The sequence below is a fragment of the Enterobacter cloacae complex sp. HYC033_NIDB genome (assembly GCF_056673335.1).
On sequence record NZ_CP115123.1, the window covers coordinates 2,081,664 to 2,105,017 of the forward strand.

General features: G+C 61.7%; 21 protein-coding genes. 13 read left to right on the forward strand and 8 right to left on the reverse strand.

Features of this window, described 5'->3' with window-relative positions:
• Positions 1-7 precede the first annotated feature (7 nt).
• Together O1721_RS09960 and entF are read left to right on the forward strand one after the other, a co-directional pair.
• Entirely contained in the window at positions 8-220 is a 213-nt protein-coding gene (locus O1721_RS09960; protein ID WP_032647633.1) for an MbtH family protein, read from the forward strand.
• The gene (gene entF / locus O1721_RS09965; RefSeq protein WP_032647634.1) at positions 217-4,074 is read left to right on the forward strand and encodes an enterobactin non-ribosomal peptide synthetase EntF; all 3,858 of its coding nucleotides are present in this window, start codon (positions 217-219) and stop codon (positions 4,072-4,074) included. The genes O1721_RS09960 and entF overlap by 4 nt, the downstream gene beginning before the upstream one ends.
• A gap of 89 nt (positions 4,075-4,163) precedes the next feature.
• Here the strand turns inward: entF and fepC are convergent, their stop codons facing one another.
• From fepC to fepD, 3 genes are read right to left on the reverse strand one after another with little or no spacing between them, the layout of a single operon-like run.
• Positions 4,164-4,964 carry an iron-enterobactin ABC transporter ATP-binding protein gene (fepC, locus tag O1721_RS09970; RefSeq protein WP_032647637.1) on the reverse strand — a complete coding sequence of 267 codons (801 nt, stop codon included), beginning with the start codon at positions 4,962-4,964 and terminating at the stop codon, positions 4,164-4,166.
• Complete coding sequence (gene fepG / locus O1721_RS09975; protein WP_026094382.1) at positions 4,961-5,950, reverse strand: iron-enterobactin ABC transporter permease; 990 nt, start codon at positions 5,948-5,950, stop codon at positions 4,961-4,963. Before fepG ends, fepC begins: the two co-directional genes overlap by 4 nt.
• Positions 5,950-6,954: a Fe(3+)-siderophore ABC transporter permease gene (fepD, locus tag O1721_RS09980; protein ID WP_032647639.1), complete on the reverse strand. Its 1,005-nt coding sequence runs from the start codon at positions 6,952-6,954 to the stop codon at positions 5,950-5,952. The genes fepG and fepD overlap by 1 nt, the downstream gene beginning before the upstream one ends.
• 109 nt (positions 6,955-7,063) lie before the next feature.
• Here fepD and entS point away from each other — a divergent pair, with 109 nt between their 5' ends.
• The gene (entS, locus tag O1721_RS09985; RefSeq protein WP_017382514.1) at positions 7,064-8,290 is read left to right on the forward strand and encodes an enterobactin transporter EntS; all 1,227 of its coding nucleotides are present in this window, start codon (positions 7,064-7,066) and stop codon (positions 8,288-8,290) included.
• A gap of 77 nt (positions 8,291-8,367) precedes the next feature.
• Here the strand turns inward: entS and fepB are convergent, their stop codons facing one another.
• Positions 8,368-9,327, reverse strand: a complete 960-nt coding sequence (gene fepB / locus O1721_RS09990; protein ID WP_017382513.1) for a Fe2+-enterobactin ABC transporter substrate-binding protein — start codon at positions 9,325-9,327, stop codon at positions 8,368-8,370.
• Between the two features lie 187 nt (positions 9,328-9,514).
• Here fepB and entC point away from each other — a divergent pair, with 187 nt between their 5' ends.
• From entC to O1721_RS10025, 7 genes are all read left to right on the forward strand, one after another.
• Positions 9,515-10,690, forward strand: a complete 1,176-nt coding sequence (gene entC / locus O1721_RS09995; RefSeq protein WP_032647640.1) for an isochorismate synthase EntC — start codon at positions 9,515-9,517, stop codon at positions 10,688-10,690.
• Positions 10,691-10,699: 9 nt separating this feature from the next.
• Complete coding sequence (gene entE / locus O1721_RS10000) at positions 10,700-12,310, forward strand: (2,3-dihydroxybenzoyl)adenylate synthase EntE (protein ID WP_032647643.1); 1,611 nt, start codon at positions 10,700-10,702, stop codon at positions 12,308-12,310.
• 10 nt (positions 12,311-12,320) lie between these two features.
• Positions 12,321-13,175: an isochorismatase gene (locus O1721_RS10005; protein ID WP_017382510.1), complete on the forward strand. Its 855-nt coding sequence runs from the start codon at positions 12,321-12,323 to the stop codon at positions 13,173-13,175.
• Complete coding sequence (entA, locus tag O1721_RS10010; RefSeq protein ID WP_072258124.1) at positions 13,175-13,927, forward strand: 2,3-dihydro-2,3-dihydroxybenzoate dehydrogenase EntA; 753 nt, start codon at positions 13,175-13,177, stop codon at positions 13,925-13,927. Before O1721_RS10005 ends, entA begins: the two co-directional genes overlap by 1 nt.
• Positions 13,927-14,340, forward strand: coding sequence for a proofreading thioesterase EntH (gene entH, locus O1721_RS10015; RefSeq protein WP_032647647.1), 414 nt, complete (start codon positions 13,927-13,929; stop codon positions 14,338-14,340). Before entA ends, entH begins: the two co-directional genes overlap by 1 nt.
• Before the next feature lie 149 nt (positions 14,341-14,489).
• Positions 14,490-16,595 (forward strand): pyruvate/proton symporter CstA, encoded by a 2,106-nt coding sequence (gene cstA / locus O1721_RS10020; RefSeq protein ID WP_015571172.1) that lies wholly within the window; start codon positions 14,490-14,492, stop codon positions 16,593-16,595.
• 60 nt (positions 16,596-16,655) lie between these two features.
• Positions 16,656-16,853, forward strand: a complete 198-nt coding sequence (locus O1721_RS10025; protein WP_006809671.1) for a YbdD/YjiX family protein — start codon at positions 16,656-16,658, stop codon at positions 16,851-16,853.
• Here O1721_RS10025 and O1721_RS10030 read toward each other — a convergent pair.
• From O1721_RS10030 to O1721_RS10045, 4 genes are all read right to left on the reverse strand, one after another.
• On the reverse strand, positions 16,850-17,254 hold the full coding sequence (locus O1721_RS10030; RefSeq protein WP_023303271.1) for a helix-turn-helix domain-containing protein: 405 nt from the start codon (positions 17,252-17,254) through the stop codon (positions 16,850-16,852). The two genes, O1721_RS10025 and O1721_RS10030, sit on opposite strands and share 4 nt — an antisense overlap.
• Complete coding sequence (locus tag O1721_RS10035) at positions 17,235-17,531, reverse strand: type II toxin-antitoxin system RelE family toxin (RefSeq protein ID WP_023303272.1); 297 nt, start codon at positions 17,529-17,531, stop codon at positions 17,235-17,237. Before O1721_RS10035 ends, O1721_RS10030 begins: the two co-directional genes overlap by 20 nt.
• A 183-nt stretch (positions 17,532-17,714) precedes the next feature.
• Positions 17,715-18,458, reverse strand: coding sequence for an SDR family NAD(P)-dependent oxidoreductase (locus tag O1721_RS10040; RefSeq protein WP_032647650.1), 744 nt, complete (start codon positions 18,456-18,458; stop codon positions 17,715-17,717).
• Between the two features lie 57 nt (positions 18,459-18,515).
• A complete protein-coding gene (locus O1721_RS10045; RefSeq protein WP_032647652.1) occupies positions 18,516-19,604 on the reverse strand; it encodes an oxidoreductase in 1,089 nt (362 codons plus the stop codon).
• A gap of 159 nt (positions 19,605-19,763) precedes the next feature.
• On the opposite strand from O1721_RS10045, the gene O1721_RS10050 reads away from it, so the two are divergent.
• The 3 genes from O1721_RS10050 to O1721_RS10060 are packed head-to-tail and all read left to right on the forward strand — an operon-like array spanning position 19,764 to position 23,342.
• Entirely contained in the window at positions 19,764-21,266 is a 1,503-nt protein-coding gene (locus O1721_RS10050) for a sugar ABC transporter ATP-binding protein (protein WP_032647653.1), read from the forward strand.
• Positions 21,263-22,258 carry an ABC transporter permease gene (locus O1721_RS10055; RefSeq protein WP_032647655.1) on the forward strand — a complete coding sequence of 332 codons (996 nt, stop codon included), beginning with the start codon at positions 21,263-21,265 and terminating at the stop codon, positions 22,256-22,258. The genes O1721_RS10050 and O1721_RS10055 overlap by 4 nt, the downstream gene beginning before the upstream one ends.
• Before the next feature lie 19 nt (positions 22,259-22,277).
• Positions 22,278-23,342, forward strand: a complete 1,065-nt coding sequence (locus tag O1721_RS10060) for a sugar ABC transporter substrate-binding protein (RefSeq protein WP_045324899.1) — start codon at positions 22,278-22,280, stop codon at positions 23,340-23,342.
• The last annotated feature ends 12 nt before the right edge of the window (positions 23,343-23,354 follow it).

Here is a 23,354-nt window from a genome sequence, read left to right on the forward strand (position 1 = left end):
AGTCTGTATGGAATTCAGCAATCCTTTCGATAATCCGCAGGGACAGTTCGCCATTTTGCAAAATGACCAGGGGCAGTACAGCCTGTGGCCGCAGCAGTGCGAGTTGCCCGCGGGCTGGCGCGTGGTCTGCGAACCGCAATCTCAGGAGGCGTGCCAGCAGTGGCTGGCGGAACAGTGGCAGACGCTTGAGCCGTCATGTTTTGCGGGGAAGCGCGCATGAACCGTCTCCCTCTTGTCGCCGCCCAGCCGGGGATCTGGATGGCAGAGCAGCTTTCCTCCCTGCCAAACGCCTGGAGCGTCGCGCACTACACCGAGCTGAAAGGCGCTATCGATGCGCCATTGCTGGCAAAAGCCATCGCTGAAGGCATGATGCAGGCCGACACCCTGCGGATGCGTTTTGCCGAAGATAACGGTGAGGTGTGGCAGTGGATCGATGAGGCCATGCTCCTGCCGGAGCCGTCCATCGTGCGCGTTGACTCCCACGACGCCGCCGTGGCGCTGATGGAGGCCGATCTCAACCAGAACCTGCGCGTCGACAGCGGTCAGCCGCTGGCGTTTCACCAGCTGATCCAGGTGGGAGAAAGCCACTGGTACTGGTATCAGCGGTATCATCATCTGGTGGTAGATGGCTTCAGCTTCCCTGCTATTACCCGTCAGATCGCCGCCATTTACGCTGCGTGGCAGAAAGGTGAATCCACGCCGGCCTCGCCGTTCACCCCGTTCGCCGAGGTGGTGGAGGAGTATCAGCGCTATCGCGACAGCGAGGCGTATCAGCGCGACGGTGCTTTCTGGGCCGAACAACGCAAACAGCTTCCTTCTCCGGTCTCGCTCTCTTCCGCGCCGCTGCCGGGACGCGCCGCCACCACCGATATCCTGCGCCTGAAAATTGCGATGGACGGCCGTGCGTTCAGCCAGCTTGCACAGAAGGCAGGCCAGGCGCAGCGTACCGATCTGGCCCTTGCGCTGGTGGCGCTGTGGCTGGGCCGCCTGACCGGACGGCTGGACTACGCCGCCGGGTTTATCTTTATGCGCCGCATGGGCTCCGCCGCGCTGACCGCGACCGGACCGGTGCTCAACGTCCTGCCGCTGGCGGTGAATATTCGCCCGCAGGAGAGCCTGCCGGAACTGGCGCTGCGCCTGGCGAACCAGCTGAAAAAGATGCGCCGCCATCAGCGTTACGACGCCGAGCAGATCGTGCGCGACAGCGGACGTGCCGCAGGCGACGAAGCCCTTTTTGGTCCGGTGCTGAACGTCAAGGTGTTCGATTATCAGCTGAATATCGACGGCGTGGAGGCCATTACCCACACGCTGGCAACCGGCCCGGTGAACGATCTGGAGCTGGCGCTGTTCCCGGACGAGCAGGGCGGACTGAGCATTGAGATCCTCGCCAACGGGCAGCGTTACGACGAGGCGACGCTGAAGGGGCACGCGGCGCGCCTGAACGCAATGCTGACGCAGTTTGCCGCCAATCCGGACCTGCGCTGTGGCGACGTGGAAACCGTATCAGAGCAGGAATACGCCCGGCTGGCGCGCATCAACGATACCGGGCTGGCGCTGCCGTCCACCACGCTGGCGGATCTTGTGGCGGAGCAGGCGAGCAAAACGCCGGACGCCCCCGCGCTGGCGGATGCCCATACTGAACTGAACTACCGCCAGCTGCGCGAGCAGGTGGTCGCGCTGGCAAACCTGCTGCGCGCGCGCGGCGTGAAGCCGGGCGACAGCGTGGCGGTGGCGCTCCCGCGCTCGGTGTTCCTGACCCTGGCGCTGCACGGGATTGTTGAAGCAGGCGCCGCCTGGCTGCCGCTGGATACCGGTTACCCGGATGACCGTCTGCGGATGATGCTGGAGGACGCGAAGCCGTCGCTGCTCATTACCACCGACGAGCAGCTTCCGCGCTTTAACGATCTGCCGATCGCCACCTTTAGTTACAACACACTATTACCGGCCACCGATGCTGAACCTCTGCGACTGGCGAAGCCGGAGCAGACCGCGTACATCATATTTACCTCCGGTTCGACGGGGCGTCCAAAAGGGGTGATGGTCGGCCATACCGCCATCGTTAACCGCCTGAAGTGGATGCAGGATCATTATCCACTGGCGGCGCATGACGTGGTGGCGCAGAAAACGCCGTGCAGCTTTGACGTGTCGGTGTGGGAGTTCTGGTGGCCGTTTATCGCCGGGGCGAAGCTGGTGATGGCCGAGCCGGACGCGCACCGCGATCCGCAGGCGATGCAGGGCTTCTTCGCAGAATATGGCGTAACCACCACCCACTTCGTGCCGTCGATGCTGGCGGCCTTTGTCGCCTCTCTGACCCCGGAAAACGCTGTGTGCTGCAAAACCCTTAAGCAGGTGTTCTGTAGCGGCGAAGCGCTGCCGACCGGGCTGTGCCGCGAGTGGGAACTGCTGACCCGTGCGCCGCTGCACAACCTCTATGGTCCAACGGAAGCGGCGGTGGATGTGAGCTGGTATCCGGCGTTTGGCCCCGAGCTGGCGGCGGTGGAAGGCAACAGCGTGCCGATCGGCTTCCCGGTGTGGAATACGGGGCTGCGCATTCTGGACGCGATGATGCGCCCGGTGCCGTTCGGCGTGGCGGGGGATCTGTATCTCACCGGCATTCAGCTGGCGCAGGGGTATCTGGGACGCCCCGACCTTACCGCCAGCCGCTTTATCGCCGATCCGTTTGCCCCCGGCGAGCGAATGTACCGCACCGGGGACGTTGCCCGCTGGCTGGACAACGGCGCGGTGGAATATCTGGGCCGCAGCGACGATCAGCTGAAAATCCGCGGTCAGCGCATCGAGCTGGGCGAAATCGACCGGGCGATGCTCGCGCTGCCGGATGTGGCCCAGGCGGTGGCGCACGCCTGCGTGTTCAACCAGGCGGCTGCCACGGGCGGCGATGCCCGCCAGCTGGTGGGATACGTTGTCTCTGAATCCGGCTTACCGCTGGATCGCGACGCGCTGCTTGCATCACTCAAAGCCCAGCTGCCGCCGCATATGGTGCCGGTGGTGCTGCTGCAAATCAGCGCGCTGCCGTTAAGCGCCAACGGCAAGCTGGATCGCAAGGCGCTGCCGCTGCCGGAGCTGACCAGCAAAACTTCCGGTCGCGCGCCCGAGACGCAAACTGAAGTCACCGTGGCGCAGGCGTTTTCTGCCCTTCTGGGCTGCGCGGTGAACGATATCGAGGCCGATTTCTTTGCCCTCGGCGGCCACTCGCTGCTGGCGATGCGCCTTGCGGCTCAGCTCAGCCGTGCGTTCAGCCGCAAGGTCACGCCGGGGCAGATTATGGTCGCCTCGACGGTGAGCAAGCTTAGCGCCCTGCTGGACTCGCAGATGAGCGACGAGCAGGCGCAGCGTCTGGGGTATGAAACCGTTCTCCCGCTGCGTGAAAGCAACGGCCCCACGCTGTTCTGCTTCCATCCGGCGTCCGGCTTTGCATGGCAGTTTAGCGTCCTGGCGCGCTACCTCAGCCCGCGCTGGTCAATCGTCGGCATTCAGTCTCCCCGGCCTGAGGGGCCGATGCAGCAGTGTGCGGATCTTGATGCGGTGATCGAACATCATCTGAACACGTTGCGTAAGCAACAGCCGCAGGGGCCGTATTATCTGTTCGGCTATTCCCTCGGCGGCACGCTGGCGCAGGGCATTGCGGCGCGTCTGCGCGAGCAGGGTGAAGACGTAGCGTTCCTCGGCCTGCTGGATACCTGGCCGCCGGAAACCCAGAACTGGGCGGAGAAAGAGGCCAACGGCCTCGATCCGGAGGTGCTGGCGGAAATTGAGCGCGAACGCCAGGCGTTTATCGCTGCCCAGCAGGGGCAGGGCTCCAGCGAGTTGTTTAACGCCATTGAAGGCAACTATGCGGACGCGGTGCGGCTGCTCACCACGGCGCACAGCGCGCGGTTTGACGGTAAAGCGACGCTGTTTGTCGCCGAGCGAACGCGAACCCTGGATCCGCAGGCCGCGTGGGCGCCGTGGGTGGATGAGCTGGAGGTGTACAGCCAGGACTGCGCCCACGTGGATATCATTTCACCGCAGGCGTTTGAAAAGATTGGGCCGGTACTGAAGGAAATTTTGGGGTAACGTTTAAAGCCCCTCACCCTAACCCTCTCCCACGGGGAGAGGGGATGGTTTGCTCCCTCTCCCTGTGGGAGAGGGCCGGGGTGAAGGCATCAGACCGCACGCTTGCCCAACGGCACCACCAACGGCGTACCCGCCACCGGATCGTCAATAATCATGCAGCGCATGCCGTAGATCCGCGCGATCAGATCCGGCGTCACAATCTCTTTCGGCGCGCCCTGCGCCACAATCTCGCCGTCGCGCAGCGCAATCAAATGCGTAGCGTAGCGGCACGCCTGGTTTAAATCGTGCAGCACCGCTGCCAGGGTGTAGCCCTGCGTGCGGTTCAGTTCGCTCAGCAGCTCCAGCAGGTCAATCTGATGGCTGATATCCAGCCAGGTCGTCGGCTCGTCCAGCAGCATGATGGAGGTCTCCTGCGCCAGCACCATCGCGATCCACGCGCGCTGGCGCTGTCCGCCGGAGAGGGTATCGACGCTTTGCTGGGCCAGATCGGTGATGCCCGTCGCCTGCATCGCGCGCTTCACGGCCTCGTCGTCCTCCTTGCGCCAGCGGGTAAACAGCGGCTGGTGCGGGTAGCGCCCGCGGGAGACCAGCTCCTGCACGGTAATATCCCCCGGCGTGGTGGCGTTTTGCGCCAGCAGCCCAATACGGCGTGCCACCTCTTTGCTGGCGAAACGCTGGATCTGCTCCCCGTCGAGGAACACGCTGCCCTCAACCGGCGACATCAGGCGGCTCAGCGTGCGCAGCAATGTCGATTTGCCGCAGCCGTTTGGCCCGATAATGGCGGTGAAGTGGCCGTCCGGAATGGCAACGGATAAGTCCCGGGCAATGATTTTTTTACCGTAGCCGAGGGTCAAGTTTTCGCCGCGCAAGCGGGGTGTTGAATCTGTCATTTCTTGCGTGACTCCTGAACGAGCAAGACGATGAGGTAAATCCCGCCGAGGCTGACGGTCACCACGCCCACCGGCAGTTGATAAGGCGTAAACAGCCGCTGAGCGCAGAGATCGGCGGCCAGTAGTAATACTGCGCCGCACAGCGCTGCCTGGGTTAATCCCCAGCGCGCGGTGCCGCTAAGTCGCCGCGCGATATGCGGCGCGACAAGGGCAATAAACGAGATCGGCCCGGCGATGGCGGTAGACGCTGCGGTCAGCAAGACCGCTACCAGCATCAGCATCAGGCGCGAGCGCTCTACGCTCACGCCCAGCGCGCAGGCGCTGTCGTCGCCCATCTCCAGCAGCCGCATGCGCCTGACCAGCAGCAACGCGCCAATAAACATCAGGATAATCAGCGGCGCGGCGGGCCAGGTTTTTCCCCACGTCAGACCGTTGAGGGAACCGGCGTACCACAGCCCGGCGGAGAGTGCGGTTTCCAGCGACGCCTGTAGCAGAAGCCAGGTGTTAAACGCCATCAGCATCGCGCGGATGCCGATCCCGATGATGATCAGGCGGAAGGTGTCGATGCCGTTGCGCCAGGCCAGGGCCCAGATAAGCAGGGAGGTGAGAATGCCGCCCGCCATCGCCGTAAAGGTAATGGCCATGAGATGCTGCCCGAACAGCACCATCGCCACCAGCACGCCGCTCCACGCGCCGGTATTCAGGCCCATCACGTCCGGGCTGCCGAGGGGGTTACGCATCAGCGACTGGAATATCGCGCCGCTGACGCCAAGCGCCGCGCCAACCAGGATCGCCATCGCCACACGCGGCAGTCGCCATTCGGTGACCACCATGGTGATGTTACGTGGCGCGCTGCCGGTGAGAGCGTGAAAGACCTGCGCGAAATCAAGCGTTACGGCACCGCTTTGCAGGCTCCAGACCGCCAGCAGCAGACTGGCGACGACCAGCAGGGCGACGCTGGTGAGTAATCGACGGGACGGGGCCATCATGCGCCACCCCCGCGTCTGCGTCGTACCAGGAAGATCAGCACCGGCGCGCCGATAAAGGCGCTGACCACCGAGACGCGCAATTCACCCGGCACCAGCAGGCGGCCCAGTACGTCGGCAAACAGCAGCAGGGCAGGGGTCGCCAGCAGCGTGACCGGCAGTGACCAGCGGTGATCCGCCCCCACCAGCCAGCGCGCCATGTGCGGCATCATCAGGCCGATAAAGGCAATCGGCCCGACGGCGGCGGTCGCGCTGCCGCACAGCACGGTGATGACAAGCAGGCCCGTCAGCTGCGTGCGCGCCACGCGGTTGCCGAGGGCGGTCGCGGTGTCGCTGCCGAGGCTCAGGCTGTTGAGCGCCCGGCTTAAACACAGCGCTACGGCGGCAGAGATAAACACCGGGAATGCCACCACTTTCAGGGTATCAAGGGTACGGATATCCAGCGAACCGGCCTGCCAGAAGCGCAGCTGGTCATACACGTCCGGGTTGAGCAGGGCGATGCCGTTCGATAAGCCTTCCAGCACCGCCGCGAGCGCCACGCCCGCCAGTGTCAGACGTACCGGGCTGAGCTGTCCGCCGCCCTGGCTGCCGGTAAAGGCCACCACCAGCGAGGCGGCCAGCGCGCCGCAGAAGGCCATCACCAGCTGTTCAGACGGAGAGGTGAAACCAAACAGCGCCGCGCCGAGCACAATGGCGAAACTGGCACCAGAGTTCACGCCGAGAATGCCAGGGTCCGCCAGCGGGTTGCGGGTGAGGGTTTGCATCAGGGCACCGGCAAGCCCGAGTGCGCCACCGGCCAGCAGGCCGGCAAGGGTGCGGGGCAGGCGGGCGTCGAGCACGATAATGCAGTCGGCGCTCTGGCAGGTACCGGAGAGCGCATCGACAATAACGGACGCGGGCAGCGGCTTCGCGCCAACCAGCAAACTGAGTGCAATCGCAAGGATCAACAGCAGCAATAAAACGGGCACGGCTACGGCGCGCACCGCGGAAGAGGAAAACGACATAGCAACGTCCATGATGTGATAATGATAGTAATTATCGTTATCTATCTTATTTGGCTATGTTAGCATGTGCGCCCATGGAAATGGTAGACCGATACCTCAAGGCCTTGTCATGAATCAAAAATCCTGGCTGCTCAACCTCAGCCTGCTGAAAACGCACCCGGCGTTTCGAGCGGTTTTTATCGCCCGCTTTATCTCCATTTTATCCCTCGGCCTGCTCGGGGTCGCCGTGCCGGTACAGATCCAGACCATGACCCACTCCAGCTGGCTGGTGGGGTTATCCGTCACCTTAACCGGCGGGGCGATGTTTATCGGCCTGATGGTGGGCGGCGTGCTGGCGGACCGCTACGAGCGTAAAAAACTGATCCTGCTGGCGCGCGGCACCTGCGGGGTGGGCTTTGTCGGGCTGTGTCTGAACGCAATGCTGCCGGAGCCGTCGCTGATGGCGATTTATGCCCTGGGCCTGTGGGACGGCTTTTTTGCCTCGTTAGGCGTGACGGCGCTGCTGGCGGCCACGCCCGCGCTGGTCGGGCGCGAGAACCTGATGCAGGCGGGGGCGATCACCATGCTCACCGTGCGCCTCGGTTCGGTGATTTCGCCGATGGTCGGCGGCCTGCTACTGGCGACCGGCAACGTGGCGTGGAACTACGGCCTTGCCGCGGCAGGAACCTTTATCACCACCCTGACGCTGCTGCGTCTGCCGCTCCTGCCACCGCCGCCGCAGCCGCGCGAGCATCCGCTGAAGTCCCTGATGGCCGCGATTCGTTTCCTGTTCAGCAACCCGCTGATTGGCGGCATTGCGCTGCTCGGCGGCCTGCTGACGATGGCGAGCGCCGTGCGCGTGCTGTACCCGGCGCTGGCGGGCGAGTGGCAGATGAGCGCCTCAGAGATTGGCGTGCTGTACGCCGCCATTCCGCTCGGCGCCGCGTGCGGGGCGCTGACCAGCGGAAACCTGGCGCAGAGCGCGAGACCGGGGTTAATCATGCTGGTGGCGACGCTGGCCTCGTTTATCGCGATTGGTTTCTTCAGCCTGATGCCGGTGTGGGCGCTGGGGGTGATGTGTCTGGTGATTTTTGGCTGGCTGAGCGCGGTCAGCTCTCTTTTACAGTACACCCTGATCCAGACCCAGACGCCGGAAGGGATGCTCGGGCGCATTAACGGCCTGTGGACGGCGCAGAACGTCACGGGCGATGCGATTGGCGCAGCGATCCTCGGCGGGCTGGGGGCGATAATGACCCCGGTGGCGTCGGCGAGCAGCAGCGGGTTTGTGTTAGCCGTGGTTGGCGTAATTTTATTGGCGGTTTTGGTGGAGTTGCGTCGGTTCAGGCAGAACCTGTAGGTCGGGTAAGGCGTAGCCGCCACCCGACAAAACGCCCGGTGGCGCTGTGCTTACCGGGCCTACGGGAAACGTGCCACTTATTTAAAAATTGAATTCAAACGCTGCAACACCAACAACGCGCTGTAATAATCCAGGCGGAACGTCTCCGTTCCCAGCGCCCAGACGCGCTTGTTCTTGACCGACGGCAGATGCGCCAGCAGCGGATTGGCGTAAATCGCGTCCACGTCTTTCTGGTCGCCGGCAAACACGAACAGCCCTTCGCCGTTCAGCCCCGTCGCCAGGTTTTCCCCGCCCAGTTGAATAATGTCGTGACGCTTGCCCTGGCTTTTCGAGGTGTGCAATCCATCAGGTAACGCTGCCAGCGTGAAGCCCAGCTGGTGCAGCAGCTTGCCCTGAGCCGAGTCTGTCGTCCACAGGTTCGCCGTGTGCGCCGCGGCGGTGTAGACGATGGCGTTCACCGGCTGCGGCGGCAGCTTCATCTGCTGCTTCACCTGGGCGAGCTGTTTATCGAAGGCAGCGATGCGCTCTGCGGCCTGTGTTTCCTGCCCGGTGATCGTCCCCAGCTGGGTCAGCAGTTCCTGCCAGCTTTTGTCGTCGTAGTTAATGATAAGCGTCGGGGCGATGGCGGAAAGCTGATCGTAGAGTGCCAGCGCGGAATCCCCGCCGGTGGCGCTGATCAAAATCAGGTCCGGCATCTGGGCCGCGACGGCTTCGGCGCTCGGCTCGCCGATGTACAGCCGGGCAACCTTACGCTGTTTCGCGATATCGCCCCACTGACGTAAAAAGCCCTGTGCATCCGCCACGCGGTTGTTTGGCGTGGTGGCTCCGCTGGCAATAACCGGGGCGTCAATGGCCAGCAGGGAGCCGGTTAGGGTCACGCTGGTGGAGACAATGCGCGTCGGTTTGCTCTCAAGCGTATGTACGCCGCGGCTGTCTGTGACCTGACGCGGCCAGTCGGCGGCCGTCGCTGAGGTTAGTCCTAAAACAAAAAGTCCTGTTAAAAGAAAGGCATTACGGCAAACGGCAGGGAGTTTCACAGAGCGGCATCCTGTTTTTGTTGAAGTTAATGCTTCTCATTTTCATGATTGCGGGGAAGGGATGCAAGCGTTAGTCGCACAAGTTGTTTGCTCTGCGGTTGACACCAGGGCGATGTGGGATTAGGTTAGCCGACGAAAATATAAATGATAATCATTATTACTGCTTTTATCATTTTAGGAGGATGATATGGATACGTCATTGGCTGAGGACCTTCAGCACACCGCGACCACGCTGCAATCAGACAGCTTTTTCTTTATGTCGCCCTATCGCAGTTTTACCACGTCAGGCTGTTTTGCCCGTTTTTCTGAACCCGCCGTCGGCGGTGACGATCCGGCGGGCCCCTTTCAGCAGAAATTAGCTCAGGCTTTCCAGAATGCGAAAAACAGCGGCATTGCCCATCCGGTGATGGTAGGGGCGATCCCCTTCGATACCCGCAAACCGTCATCGCTGTTTATTCCGCAACGCTGGCAAACCTTCTCCCGCCCGGCGCGTCAGCAGTCCGCACGCTACGCCTCCGGCGCGCAGACGCTGAACGTGCAACAACGCACCGAGATCCCGCCGCAGCCGGTTTTCGAGGAGATGGTCGCTCGCGCCGCGTCGCTCACCGCCACGCCGCAGGTGAATAAGGTGGTACTGTCGCGCCTGATTGATATCGCCACCGACAAACAGATTGATAGCAGCGCGCTGATGGAGCGTCTTATCGCCCAGAACCCGGCGAGCTTTAACTTCCACGTACCGCTGGAAGACGGCGGCGTGCTGCTGGGCGCCAGCCCGGAACTGCTGCTGCGTAAAGAGGGCGCGCACTTTAGCTCGCTGCCGCTGGCGGGCTCTGCGCGCCGTCAGCCGGACGATGTGCTGGATCGCGAAGCGGGCACTAAGCTGCTGGCCTCCGAAAAAGACCGTCACGAGCACGACCTGGTAACGCAGGCGATGAAAACCATTCTGGAACCGCGCAGCCATCATCTGACCATGCCGGCTTCCCCGCAGCTCATCACCACCCCGACGCTGTGGCATCTGGCGACGCCGGTAGAAGGTGACGCGCGTGAAAACGAGAACGCCCTGACGCTGGCCTGCCTGCTGCACCCGACGCCAGCGCTGAGCGGCTTCCCGCATCAGGCGGCAAAAGAGCTGATTGCCGAGCTGGAGCCGTTCGATCGTGAGCTGTTCGGCGGCATCGTCGGCTGGTGCGACAGCGAAGGTAACGGCGAGTGGGTGGTAACTATCCGCTGCGCGCGGCTGCATCAAAATACCGTTTGCCTGTTTGCCGGCGCGGGCATTGTGCCTGCTTCCTCCCCGGTGGGCGAGTGGCGCGAGACGGGCGTGAAGCTCTCCACCATGCTCAACGTGTTTGGTTTGCACTAAGGAATACTCATGACCATCCCTTTTACCCGCTGGCCTGAGGATTTTGCCCGCCGCTACCGTGAAAAAGGCTACTGGCAGGATCTGCCGCTGACCCACATCCTGACGGACCATGCGGACAACGATGCGGTCGCGATAATTGACGGCGATCGCCGCATCACCTACCGCGCGTTTAATCAGGCGGTGACGAATCTGGCGTCTGTCCTTCAGGCGCAGGGGCTGCATCGCGGCGAGACAGCGCTGGTGCAGCTCGGCAACGTGGCCGAGTTCTACATCACCTTCTTCGCGCTGCTGCAAATCGGCGTCGCACCGGTCAACGCGCTCTTTAGCCATCAGCGCAGCGAACTCAACGCCTACGCGGAGCAGATCAAACCCGCCGTGCTGATTGCCGATCGCGACCACGCGCTGTTCGCGGGTGATGATTTTCTCAATACCTTTGTTGATACGCATCGCTCGTTACGCGTCGTGCTGCTGGGCGGTGACAAGGGCGAACACGCGCTGGAGGCGGCGATTGCGCGCCCGGCGGACAATTTCATCCCGAACCCGACGCCCGCCGACGAAGTGGCGTTCTTCCAGCTCTCCGGCGGCAGCACCGGCACGCCGAAGCTGATCCCGCGTACGCACAACGACTACGACTACAGCATCCGTCGCAGCAACGAGATCTGCGGTATCACTGCGCACACCCGCTATCTGAACGCGCTTCCCGCGGCGCACAACTACGCCATGAGCTCGCCGGGATCGTTAGGCGTTTTCACGGCGGGCGGCTGCGTGGTGCTGGCGAACGATCCGAGCGCCACGCTCTGCTTCCCGCTGATTGAGCAGCATCAGATAAACGTCACCTCACTGGTGCCGCCCGCGGTCAGCCTGTGGTTGCAGGCGATTGCCGACGGCGCGGGGAACGGCCAGCTGAAATCCCTCGAGCTGCTCCAGGTGGGCGGCGCACGCCTCTCCGCCACGCTGGCGGCGCGCATTCCGGCGGAAATTGGCTGCCAGCTTCAGCAGGTGTTTGGCATGGCGGAAGGGCTGGTGAACTACACCGCCCTCGACGATGCCCCGGAGCGCATCATCAATACCCAGGGCCGCCCGATGTGCCCGGACGATGAAGTGTGGGTGGCGGACGAGGACGGCAACCCGCTGCCGCGCGGGGAAGTCGGGCGTCTGATGACGCGCGGCCCTTACACCTTCCGCGGCTATTTCAACAGCCCGGAACACAACGCCAGCGCCTTCGATGCCAACGGTTTCTACTGCTCGGGCGATCTGATCGCCATCGATGAGCAGGGTTACATCACCGTGCAGGGGCGCGAGAAAGATCAGATCAACCGCGGCGGCGAGAAGATCGCCGCCGAAGAGATCGAAAACCTGCTGCTGCGCCACGACGCGGTGATCCACGCCGCGCTGGTGAGCATGGAGGACAGCCTGCTGGGCGAAAAAAGCTGCGCGTACCTGGTGGTGAAACAGCCCCTGCGCGCGGTGGAGGTGCGCCGCTTCCTGCGCGAGCAGGGCGTCGCCGAATTTAAGCTGCCGGACCGCGTGGAGAGCGTGGATGCGCTTCCGCTCACGCCGGTCGGCAAAGTTGATAAGAAACAGTTGCGCCTGTGGCTTGCTGAACGCGCCCGGGGCTGAGGAACAGAGAATGGCCATTCCAAAATTAACCGCATACGCGTTGCCAACCGCCGCCGAACTGCCGACCAGTAAAGTGAACTGGGCGTTTGAGCCGGAGCGCGCCGCGCTGTTGATCCACGATATGCAGGAGTACTTCCTGAACTTCTGGGGCGAAAACAGCGACATGATGCAGCAGGTAGTGGCGAACATCGCTAAACTGCGCGCGTACTGCAAAGAGCACAATATTCCTGTCTACTACACCGCGCAGCCGAAAGATCAGAGCGATGAAGACCGCGCCCTGCTGAACGATATGTGGGGGCCGGGTCTGACTCGCTCACCGGAGCAGCAGCGCATCGTCGCTGAGCTAACCCCGGACGAAGCGGACACCGTGCTGGTGAAGTGGCGCTACAGCGCGTTCCACCGCTCGCCGCTGGAGCAGATGCTGAAAGAGACCGGGCGCAACCAGCTTTTGATCACCGGCGTGTACGCCCACATCGGCTGCATGACCACCGCCACCGACGCCTTTATGCGCGACATCAAACCGTTCTTTATCGCCGACGCGCTGGCGGATTTCACCCGCGACGAGCACCTGATGTCGCTGAAATACGTGGCCGGACGTTCGGGCCGCGTGGTGATGACCGACGAGCTGCTGCCGTCCGTTCCGGCAACGAAAGCCGCGCTGCGTGAGCTGATCCTGCCGCTGCTGGACGAGTCCGACGAGCCGATGGATGACGAAAACCTGATCGACTACGGTCTGGATTCAGTGCGGATGATGGCGCTGGCCGCCCGCTGGCGCAAAGTGCACGGCGACATTGATTTCGTGATGCTGGCAAAAAATCCGACCCTCGATGCCTGGTGGGCGCTGCTCTCCCGCGAGGTGAAGTGATGGGTTTTGATTTCACCGGTAAAACGGTCTGGGTGACGGGCGCGGGGAAGGGCATTGGTTATGCGACCGCGCTGGCATTTGCGGAGGCTGGGGCGCAGGTGACCGGGTTCGATCTGGCTTTCCCTCACGGCGAATATCCGTTTGCCACCGAAACGCTGGACGTGGCGGATGCGGCGCAGGCGAGTGACGTCTGCGGGCGTTTGCTCAGCAGCCTTGAGCGGCTCGACGTGCTGGTTAACGCGGCGGGCATTCTGCGTATGGGCGCGACGGATCAGCTCTCGCAGGAGGACTGGCAGCAGACCTTTGCGGTCAACGTCGGCGGCGCGTTCAACCTGTTCCAGCAGACGATGGGCCAGTTCCGTCGTCAGCAGGGTGGGGCGATTGTGACCGTGGCCTCTGACGCGGCGCACACGCCGCGCATCGGCATGAGCGCCTACGGCGCGTCGAAAGCGGCGCTGAAAAGCCTGGCGCTGACCGTCGGGCTGGAACTGGCGGGCAGCGGCGTACGCTGTAACCTGGTGTCGCCGGGTTCAACGGATACCGACATGCAGCGCACCCTGTGGACCAGCGATGATGCGGAACAGCGGCGCATTCGCGGCTTTGGTGAGCAGTTCAAGCTCGGCATTCCGCTCGGTAAAATTGCCCGTCCACAGGAGATTGCTGCGACCGTGCTGTTCCTGGCATCCGATGCCGCCAGCCATATCACCTTGCAGGATATCGTGGTGGACGGCGGCTCCACGCTGGGGGCGTAATGATCTGGAAACGCCATTTAACGCTCGAGGAGCTGAACGCCACCAGCCAGAACACAATGGTGGAGCACCTTGGCATCGTCTATACCCGCCTCGGGGACGATACGCTTGAAGCGGAGATGCCGGTGGATGCCCGCACGCACCAGCCGTTTGGCCTGCTGCATGGCGGCGCCTCAGCGGCGCTGGCGGAAACGCTGGGCTCGATGGCCGGGTTTCTGATGACCCGTGACGGGCAGAACGTGGTGGGTACGGAACTGAATGCCACGCATCACCGCGCGGTCTCTCACGGTAAGGTACGCGGCGTGTGTCAGCCGCTGCATCTGGGCCGTTCCAGCCAGAGCTGGGAGATCGTGGTGTTCGACGAGCAGGGGCGGCGGTGCTGTACCTGTCGGTTGAGTACGATGGTGTTGGGGTAAGTCATTCAGCTGAAAGTGATCGGCTTAACACTGTGGTGTAAATCTCTGGTTTGACCACGCATTATTGCGTTTCAAAGTTGTTAAATTTTATCCGTTGTTCTAGAAACAAAATGTAACATCTCACTGTTTCACAACAACGGACAACAACTATGAACAACTCAGGGAAATACCTTACGTGGGCGGTGCTCTCCGTGGTGGGAGCCTTTGCCCTGGGCTATATCGCCCTCAACCGGGGGGAGCAGATCAACGCGCTGTGGATCGTCGTCGCCTCCGTCTGCATTTATCTGATCGCATACCGTTTTTATGGCCGCTATATCGCGAAGACGGTGCTGGGCGTAGACGGCACGCGCATGACGCCTGCCGTGCGTCACAATGACGGTCTGGACTACGTGCCGACCGACAAAAAAGTGCTGTTCGGTCACCATTTCGCGGCGATTGCCGGGGCAGGCCCGCTGGTGGGGCCGGTACTGGCCGCGCAGATGGGCTACCTGCCGGGGATGATCTGGATCCTCGCGGGGGTGGTGCTGGCGGGCGCGGTGCAGGACTTTATGGTGCTGTTCGTCTCCACCCGCCGCGACGGTCGTTCGCTGGGTGAGCTGGTGAAAGAGGAGATGGGGGCAACCGCCGGGGTGATTGCGCTGGTGGCGACCTTTATGATCATGGTGATCATCCTCGCGGTGCTGGCGATGATCGTGGTGAAAGCGCTGACCCACAGCCCGTGGGGAACCTATACCGTCGCCTTCACCATTCCGCTGGCGCTGTTTATGGGGATCTACATTCGCTACCTGCGTCCGGGACGTATTGGTGAAGTTTCAGTTATTGGCCTGGTGTTCCTGGTGTTTGCCATTATCTCCGGCGGCTGGGTGGCGGAAAGCCCGACCTGGGCGCCGTTCTTCGACTTTACCGGCGTGCAGCTGACCTGGATGCTGGTGGGCTACGGTTTCGTGGCGGCGGTGCTGCCGGTATGGCTGCTGCTGGCTCCGCGCGATTACCTCTCTACCTTCCTGAAAATCGGCACCATCGTCGGGCTGGCGATCGGCATTCTGATTATGCGCCCGACCCTGACCATGCCTGCGCTGACCAAATTTATTGACGGCACCGGCCCGGTCTGGACCGGCAACCTGTTCCCGTTCCTGTTTATCACCATCGCCTGTGGGGCGGTGTCGGGCTTCCACGCGCTGATAGCTTCTGGCACCACGCCTAAGATGCTGGCGAATGAAAATCAGGCCTGCCTGATTGGCTATGGAGGCATGCTGATGGAATCCTTCGTGGCGATTATGGCGCTGGTTTCGGCCTGTATTATTGACCCGGGCGTTTACTTTGCGATGAACAGCCCAATGGCGGTACTGGCCCCAGCGGGCACCGTTGACGTGGTGGCCTCTGCCGCGCAGGTGGTCAGCGGCTGGGGCTTTGCGATTACCCCGGAAACGTTGACGCATATCGCCAACGAGGTCGGCGAGCAGTCGATTATCTCCCGTGCGGGCGGAGCGCCAACGCTGGCGGTGGGCATGGCCTACATCCTGCACGGCGCGCTGGGCGGGCTGATGGATGTCTCGTTCTGGTATCACTTCGCCATTCTGTTCGAGGCGCTGTTTATTCTGACGGCGGTGGATGCCGGTACGCGTGCGGCGCGCTTTATGTTGCAGGATCTGCTGGGGGTGATCTCCCCGAATCTGAAACGTACCGATTCACTCCCGGCTAACCTGCTGGCGACGGCGCTGTGCGTGCTGGCGTGGGGCTACTTCCTGCATCAGGGCGTGGTCGATCCGTTGGGCGGGATTAACACCCTGTGGCCGCTGTTCGGTATCGCCAACCAGATGCTGGCGGGCATGGCGCTGATGCTCTGTGCCGTAGTCCTGTTCAAGATGAAGCGCCAGCGTTACGCATGGGTGGCGCTGGTGCCAACGGCGTGGCTGCTGATCTGTACCCTGACCGCAGGCTGGCAGAAAGCCTTCAGCCCGGACAACAAGGTGGGCTTCCTGGCGATCGCCAACAAGTTCCAGGCGATGATCGACAGCGGCAAGATCCCGGCACAATACACCGAATCTCAGCTGTCGCAGCTGGTGTTTAACAACCGTCTGGACGCCGGGCTGACCATCTTCTTTATGGTGGTGGTTGTGGTGCTGGCGTTGTATTCTCTGAAAACCGCGCTGGCGGCGTTGAAAGTCGACAAACCGACGGCGAAAGAGACGCCGTATGAGCCAATGCCTGAGAACCTGGACGAGATTGTCACCCAGGCGAAAGGGGCGCATTAACCCGTGTGCCGGGTGGCGGCTTCGCCTTACCCGGCCTACATTTCCTGTGAGATCAGAACTATGTTCGACACCCTTTCCAAAGCAGGTAAATACCTGGGCCAGGCCGCTAAAATGATGATTGGCGTGCCGGATTACGACAACTACGTCGAGCATATGCGCGTCAACCACCCGGACCAGACGCCCATGACCTACGAAGAATTTTTCCGCGACCGCCAGGATGCCCGCTACGGCGGCAAGGGCGGGGCGAAGTGCTGTTAACCCTCTTTTGGTAAATAGAGGCTGATCTGCTCCTGTTTACAGCCGTAAATTGCCGCCAGCTTTTCGCGGGTGCGCTTTTGCGGTCGGGAGTCCAGCGCCTCAAGCTGTGATACGGCGGACTGGCTGATGTCAAGCTTCTCCGCCACCTCCTGCTGGGACATGCCGCGTAAAATGCGCCAGGCGGCCTGTAGGCTGACGTTCTCGCTATGCATGATGTCGCATACTTCACCAGGTAATCCTACGTCATCATAACAATCGTGTTCGACTTCAATATCCTCTAGATCATCATCGGTTTCGTCGTCAATTTCTGCCATCTGTAAGCACATACGAAAGTATTCATCATAGGGAATAACGACGTACTGCGCTTTTCCGTCATCGTCCTTAATTAGCTGAACAGCCATAGGGGGCTTTCTCCTCGTGAAGGTAGGTCGTTGATGTTCTGCGCTTGACGGCCAAAACATAACAATGGTTATCGGGATCGTCCCGAAGTGTAATCAGAATGCGGTAATCGCCAACGCGTAGCCGGAAATGATTTTCTGTTGCCGATATTTTTTTGATATCGGGCCGGGGAGCTGAGCGATCGTCCAGCTCAGCAAGTTTTGCTTTGATTCTTCGCTGATATCGGCCATCGATTTTGGAAAACTCTTTCTTTGCATTCTTTGACCAGACAATCTTCATCCGTACCTCCACTGTACGCCCACACAAAATATAAGGAAATAATAAGACTATTAGATAAATTCCGAATTTCTTATGGGCTACTGTAGAGCGGAGAAAAAACGGGTGAAAGCGGCAAACCGCGAATCGTCGAGGCGGCTCGAACAGGCCTCTGCCGGGCGACAGAGGCATACAGTAAATTTGCGATCAGGCGTTCAAACCGCCGTCGACATCCAGACCGGTGCCGGAAATTTGCCCCGCAGCCGGGCTGGCGAGGAAGGTGACCGCCGCTGCGATATCCTCCGGCTGGCCGTAATGGCCCAGGGCAATAAGCTGACGCTGAGAGTCAGCCTGTTCGCCGTCTTCCGGGTTCATATCGCTGTTGGTCGGGCCGGGGTGCACCAGGTTGACGGTAATGCCGCGCGGGCCTAAATCGCGGGCCAGACCTCGGGTGAGGGAATTAAGGGCAGACTTGGTCATCGAGTAGACGGCGATCCCCGGCTGTGCCACGCGGTTCGCCAGACAGCTACCGATGTTGATGATGCGACCGCCGTCAGACATGTGCACCAGCGCTTCCTGAATGGAGATCACCACGCCGCGGATGTTGACGTTCATCAGAGCGTCGATGTCCGCCAGGGTCATGGACTCCAGCGGGCCGCCGCGCGCAATCCCGGCGTTATTGACCAGAATATCCAGCCCGCCGAGGGAGCGCGCCGCCTGCGTGACCGCATCCTGAATCGCCTGCGCGCTGGCGCTGTCGGCCTGAATCGCCTCGCCGTGTCGCCCCAGCGCGTTGATCTCATCGACAACCTGCTGGGCTTTATCGACGGATTTTTCGTAGGTGATAACCACATCGGCACCGGCGCGCGCCAGCGACAGCGCAATCGCCCGACCCAGCCCACGACTGGCGCCAGTAACCAGCGCCTTTTTACCTGTTAAATCGATCTGCATGATGACCTCGTTACGAGAGTGGAGAGAATCATCATTAGGTATAGTCCGTCGGCGCGATTAACGGCTGAAGGATTCCACCTTCTCAAACGCGGCGCGCAGCACCTCAGGCGTTAACGTCACCGGCAGATAGTGAATCGACTCCACCGGGCGCAGGGTGTGGGCAATGACCTTATCCAGCTCGTCGCGGTTGTGAATATCGACGTCCAGCTCGCGAAGCGTGGTCGGCAGATTGAAGCGCTGGTACGCCGCCACCAGCTGCGCCAGCACGTCGTCCTGACCGAGCAGGGCGCTCTGCACCAGAATGCCGTAGGCCACCTTGGTGCCGTGCAGGTATTTTTCCGTATGCGGCAGCACGGTTAAGCCGTTGTGCACCGCGTGCGCCGCCGCCACGCGGGTATAGCGCTCACCCAGACCGCCGACCATTCCGCCTCCGGCAATAATCGCATCCACCACGTCCCGGAACGCCTGCGTCTGTTCGCCGCGCTGCTGATCCGCAAGCGCTTCTTCGCTGCGTGCCAGCAGCACGTCACGGATCGCCAGCGCACCGTTCAGGCCAAGACGCACGGTCAGCGGCAGACTCTCAGGTTGAGGGGCGAGCACCGCCGCTTCGTACCACTTCGCCAGCGTATCGCCGATGCCCGCCAGCAGATATTCCGCCGGGGCGTTAAGGATGATCTGCGGCTCCACCAGCACCAGAAAGTTGGCGTCGTCAAAAATCTCAAACTGTAGCGCCTGACCGGCATCGTTGTACCAGACGGAGAGCGGGGTCCACGCCGCGCAGGTGGCGGCGATAGTGGGAATGCCTACGAACGGCACGCCCAGACGACGCGCCACGGCCTTGACGGTATCCATTACCGCACCGCCGCCCACGCCAATCACCACGCTGGTTTCACTACCCGACTCGTTCACCAGATGGGTGACGTCACGCTCGCTGCAATGGCCCTTAAACAGCAGATGTTTTGCCCCCGTCGCGTTAAAACTCTGCGGCAGATAAGGGCGTGCGCCCTCGATTGCCCGCTCGCCGTAGATCCACACCGCGCGGGAAAGCTGTTCCGGAGTAAAGAAATCATCCAGGTGGGCAAGGCTTCCCGGATGAGAGAAGTAGTTCGCCGGGCCGGGCACGACGCGGATATCGGTGTTGCTCATGAAGTTGTCCTTTTTTAGCAAGCGCTAACCCGATGTTATGTCTGGACATCCGGATGGCTAATAATATTTTGCTTTAACTTATGCCTTTTACGTCGTTGTCAGTCAACAAGAGCTGTGAAAAATTCGCTAAATCAGAAGAGTAATGAAGGATTTACGCGGATGGTTTCCAGTCGCCTTGAGATGCGCGGTATCAGCCTGGCCTTTTCCGGCTTTCAGGCCCTGTCGCGCGTGGATTTCACCCTGAACGGCGGGTCGGTGCATGCGCTGACCGGCGCCAACGGCGCGGGGAAATCGACGCTGATGGCGGTGCTGTGCGGGACGCACGATCGTTATGAAGGCGAAATTTGCATTAACAACCAGCCGGTAAGTATCCGCGAGCCGCTGGACGCCAAACGGCTGGGTATCCACCTGGTGCAGCAGGAGGTGGATGTGGCGCTCATCCCCGGGTTAAGCATTGCCGAAAACATCATGCTCGACCAGTTGGCGCATCCGGGGCACCGCTACAGCTGGCGCGCGGTTCGTCAGCAGGCGCGGCAGGCGCTGGCGCAGCTGGATGTTTCGCTCGACGTACGCCGCTCCATCGACAGTTGCACGCTGGCTGAAAAACAGCAGATTTTGCTGGCGCGGGCGCTGTCGCACCACTGCCGTTTTCTCATCCTTGATGAGCCCACCGCGCCGCTGGACGCGCACGAGAGTGAGCGTCTGTTTGCGGTAGTAAGACGTCTGCAACAGCAGGGTATCGGCGTGGTGTTTATCTCTCACCGCATTCACGAGCTGAAGGCCATCTGCGACACCCTGACGGTGCTGCGCGACGGCAGGCTGATTGAGTCCGGCCCGATGGCGGATCTGAGCGGCGAAGCGATTGTTGAGAAGATGCTCGGCCACGAGCTGAGCGATATCTATCCGCCCCCGCGCCCGCTGCACGGTGAGGAGACGCTGCTGCGGGTGGAAGGGCTGCACGACGATGCGCTGCTGAAAGATATCTCCCTGCACCTGCGCAAAGGTGAAATCCTTGGCATTGCCGGGCTGGCGGGGGCGGGGAAAACGGAACTCTGCAAGGCGCTGTTTGGCGCCAGCAAAAGCCGCGTCGCGCGCGGCGAGCTGAACCATCAGGCCTGGAAACCGCGCGATCCGGCAGACTCGGTACTGCGCGGTCTGGCGCTGGTGCCGGAGGAGCGGCGCAAAGAGGGCATTTTTATCGACGAGCCGGTGAGCATGAACCTTGCCGTGTGCGCCGATAACAGCTTCTCGCGCTGGAGCCTGTTTGGTCATCGTCAGGCGTGGCGCTGGGCAGAAGAGGTGATTGCCCGCGTCGGTGTGCGCACGCGCGGGCCGGGGCAGGTGCTGCGTCGGCTTTCCGGCGGTAACCAGCAGAAGGTCGCCATCGGCAAATGGCTGCGCAATGACGCCAGCGTGCTGATATTCGACGAGCCGACCAAAGGCGTGGACGTGAAGGCCAAAACCGATCTGTTTCAGCTGATCGACGGCCTGGCGCGCGAGGGCAAAGGGGTGATTTACGCCTCGGGCGAGTTTGCCGAACTGGTCGGGCTGTGCGACCGCATCTGCGTACTGTGGGACGGGCGCATCGTGGCGGAAATCGCCGGAGCCGAGGCCCGGGAAGAGACACTACTTTATTATTCAACCGGAGGAACGGCGTCGTGAGCAAGGCCCTTTCAGTGAACGCGGCGGCGTCTGGCCGTCAGCAGGTTTTCGATTTTCTCTACAGGTGGGGCATGCTGTTGACCGTCGTCGCGCTGGTGGCGGTGTTTGGCCTGGCGTCGGACAGCTTCCTCGATCCGAACAACATCATCAACATTCTGCGCTCGATTGCCATCGTGACGGTGATTGCCATCGGCGTCTCGATTTCGCTGACCGTCGGCGGGTTCGATCTCTCGGTGGGGTCAACCGCGTCGCTGGCGAACGCGCTGGTGATTTCGCTTTTCGTCTGGCACGGCTTCGGCACCACCGAGTCGATTCTGCTGACCCTAGCGCTCTGCACGCTGGTCGGCCTGTTTAACGCCTTTCTGATCGTCATCCTGCGCATTCCGGACATGCTCGCGACCCTTGCCAGCCTGTTTGTCATCCAGGGCGTGGCGATGACCTACAGCTACGGCGGGTCGATTACCGAGAACATGGTGCTGCCGAGCGGCGACATGGCGGAAGGGACCATTCCGGCGGCGTTCAGCCTGCTGGGACAGGTGCCGACCATTGTGATCGTCATGCTGGTGGTGACGATTCTGGCGCAGCTTGGCCTGTCGCTGACCACCCACGGACGCCGGATGTACGCCATTGGCGGCAACCCGGAAGCCGCGCGACTTTCCGGCATTCGCACCACGCGCTACAAGGTGGCGGCCTACGTGATTGCCTCGCTGCTGGCGGGGCTGGGCGGCATTCTGCTGGCCTCGCGCATTGGGTCGTCGCAGGTGAATGCGGGCGGCGGCTACCTGATGGATGCGGTGGCGGCGGCATGGATTGGCTTCTCGCTGGCCGGGTCCGGCAAGCCGAACGCGCTGGGCACGCTGGTGGGGGCGGTGATCCTCGGCGTGCTCTCCAACGGGCTGGTGATGCTCTCCGTGCCGTATTACGCCATGGACATTATAAAAGGGCTGGTGCTCGCGGTGGCGCTGGCGATTACTTACATACAAAAACGCTGACAACACAACGGGATAATAAATGAAAAAGATTGCACTCTCTTTAGTGGCTCTTGGGTTACTCACTGCTCTGTCGGGCCTGGCGGCTACCCCCGCGCCGGTTCCGGCCGCCATTGCGAACCATGACGGCCCCATTCGCATCGCGGTGATCCGCAACCTGGGCTCGGACGACAACACCACGCAGTTTGTTGCCGGGGCGATTCAGGAAGGGAAAAAGCTCGGCTTTAAGGTCAGCACGTTTTTAAGTAACGGGGACGACGCCAGATTCCAGGACTTCGTTAACCAGGCCATCAGCCAGAAATACGACGGGATTATTCTCTCTCAGGGGCGCGATCCGTACTCCACCGCGCTGGTGAAGAAGGCGGTGGATGCCGGGATCAAAGTTTCGGTGTTTGATACCGCCGTGAACGGCGAGATCCCGGGCGTAACCGTTACCCAGCAGGACGATGCCTCCCTGACCAACCTCTCTTTTGGTCAACTGGCGAAAGATTTCAACGGCAGGGCCAATATCGTCAAGCTGTGGGTCGCGGGCTTCCCGCCAATGGAGCGCCGTCAGGCGGCGTATAAAGAACTGCAAAAGCAGTATCCGGAGATTAAAGAGCTGGAGTCCATCGGCGCGGTCTCCTCTGACGTGCAGGGCGACACCGCCAACAAGGTGGGGGCGATCCTCGCGAAATACCCGAAAGGTAAAATCGACGCCATCTGGGGGACCTGGGATGCCTTCAGTCAGGGCGCGTATAAGGCGCTGAAAGAGAATGGCCGCACCGAGATCAAGCTCTACAGCATCGACATCTCCAACCAGGATCTCCAGCTGATGCGCGAGCCGGGTAGCCCGTGGAAGGTGAGCGTGGCGGTAGATCCGAAGCTGATTGGCGCGACCAACGTACGCCTGATCGCCAATAAGATTGCCGGAGAAGCGACGCCTGCCACCTACGATTTCAAGGCGGCGGCTATTCCGCAGGCGCTGCTGATCGCCCAGCCGGGCGCGGTGAACGTGGCGTCTCTGGGGAAAATCATTCCAGGCTGGGGCCAGACGGAAGATTTTATCGCGCCGTGGTTTGCGACGCTTGCCGCTAAAAACAAGTAAACCAAGCCGGGT

Excerpts from the sequence above, each read along its gene's own strand:
- O1721_RS09960 (WP_032647633.1), top strand. The coding sequence starts at position 8 with ATGGAATTCAGCAATCCTTTCGATAATCCGCAGGGACAGTTCGCCATT.
- entF (WP_032647634.1), top strand. The coding sequence starts at position 217 with ATGAACCGTCTCCCTCTTGTCGCCGCCCAGCCGGGGATCTGGATGGCA.
- fepC (WP_032647637.1), bottom strand. The coding sequence starts at position 4,964 with ATGACAGATTCAACACCCCGCTTGCGCGGCGAAAACTTGACCCTCGGC.
- fepG (WP_026094382.1), bottom strand. The coding sequence starts at position 5,950 with ATGGCCCCGTCCCGTCGATTACTCACCAGCGTCGCCCTGCTGGTCGTC.
- fepD (WP_032647639.1), bottom strand. The coding sequence starts at position 6,954 with ATGTCGTTTTCCTCTTCCGCGGTGCGCGCCGTAGCCGTGCCCGTTTTA.
- entS (WP_017382514.1), top strand. The coding sequence starts at position 7,064 with ATGAATCAAAAATCCTGGCTGCTCAACCTCAGCCTGCTGAAAACGCAC.
- entC (WP_032647640.1), top strand. The coding sequence starts at position 9,515 with ATGGATACGTCATTGGCTGAGGACCTTCAGCACACCGCGACCACGCTG.
- entE (WP_032647643.1), top strand. The coding sequence starts at position 10,700 with ATGACCATCCCTTTTACCCGCTGGCCTGAGGATTTTGCCCGCCGCTAC.
- O1721_RS10005 (WP_017382510.1), top strand. The coding sequence starts at position 12,321 with ATGGCCATTCCAAAATTAACCGCATACGCGTTGCCAACCGCCGCCGAA.
- entA (WP_072258124.1), top strand. The coding sequence starts at position 13,175 with ATGGGTTTTGATTTCACCGGTAAAACGGTCTGGGTGACGGGCGCGGGG.
- entH (WP_032647647.1), top strand. The coding sequence starts at position 13,927 with ATGATCTGGAAACGCCATTTAACGCTCGAGGAGCTGAACGCCACCAGC.
- cstA (WP_015571172.1), top strand. The coding sequence starts at position 14,490 with ATGAACAACTCAGGGAAATACCTTACGTGGGCGGTGCTCTCCGTGGTG.
- O1721_RS10025 (WP_006809671.1), top strand. The coding sequence starts at position 16,656 with ATGTTCGACACCCTTTCCAAAGCAGGTAAATACCTGGGCCAGGCCGCT.
- O1721_RS10030 (WP_023303271.1), bottom strand. The coding sequence starts at position 17,254 with ATGGCTGTTCAGCTAATTAAGGACGATGACGGAAAAGCGCAGTACGTC.
- O1721_RS10035 (WP_023303272.1), bottom strand. The coding sequence starts at position 17,531 with ATGAAGATTGTCTGGTCAAAGAATGCAAAGAAAGAGTTTTCCAAAATC.
- O1721_RS10040 (WP_032647650.1), bottom strand. The coding sequence starts at position 18,458 with ATGCAGATCGATTTAACAGGTAAAAAGGCGCTGGTTACTGGCGCCAGT.
- O1721_RS10045 (WP_032647652.1), bottom strand. The coding sequence starts at position 19,604 with ATGAGCAACACCGATATCCGCGTCGTGCCCGGCCCGGCGAACTACTTC.
- O1721_RS10050 (WP_032647653.1), top strand. The coding sequence starts at position 19,764 with ATGGTTTCCAGTCGCCTTGAGATGCGCGGTATCAGCCTGGCCTTTTCC.
- O1721_RS10060 (WP_045324899.1), top strand. The coding sequence starts at position 22,278 with ATGAAAAAGATTGCACTCTCTTTAGTGGCTCTTGGGTTACTCACTGCT.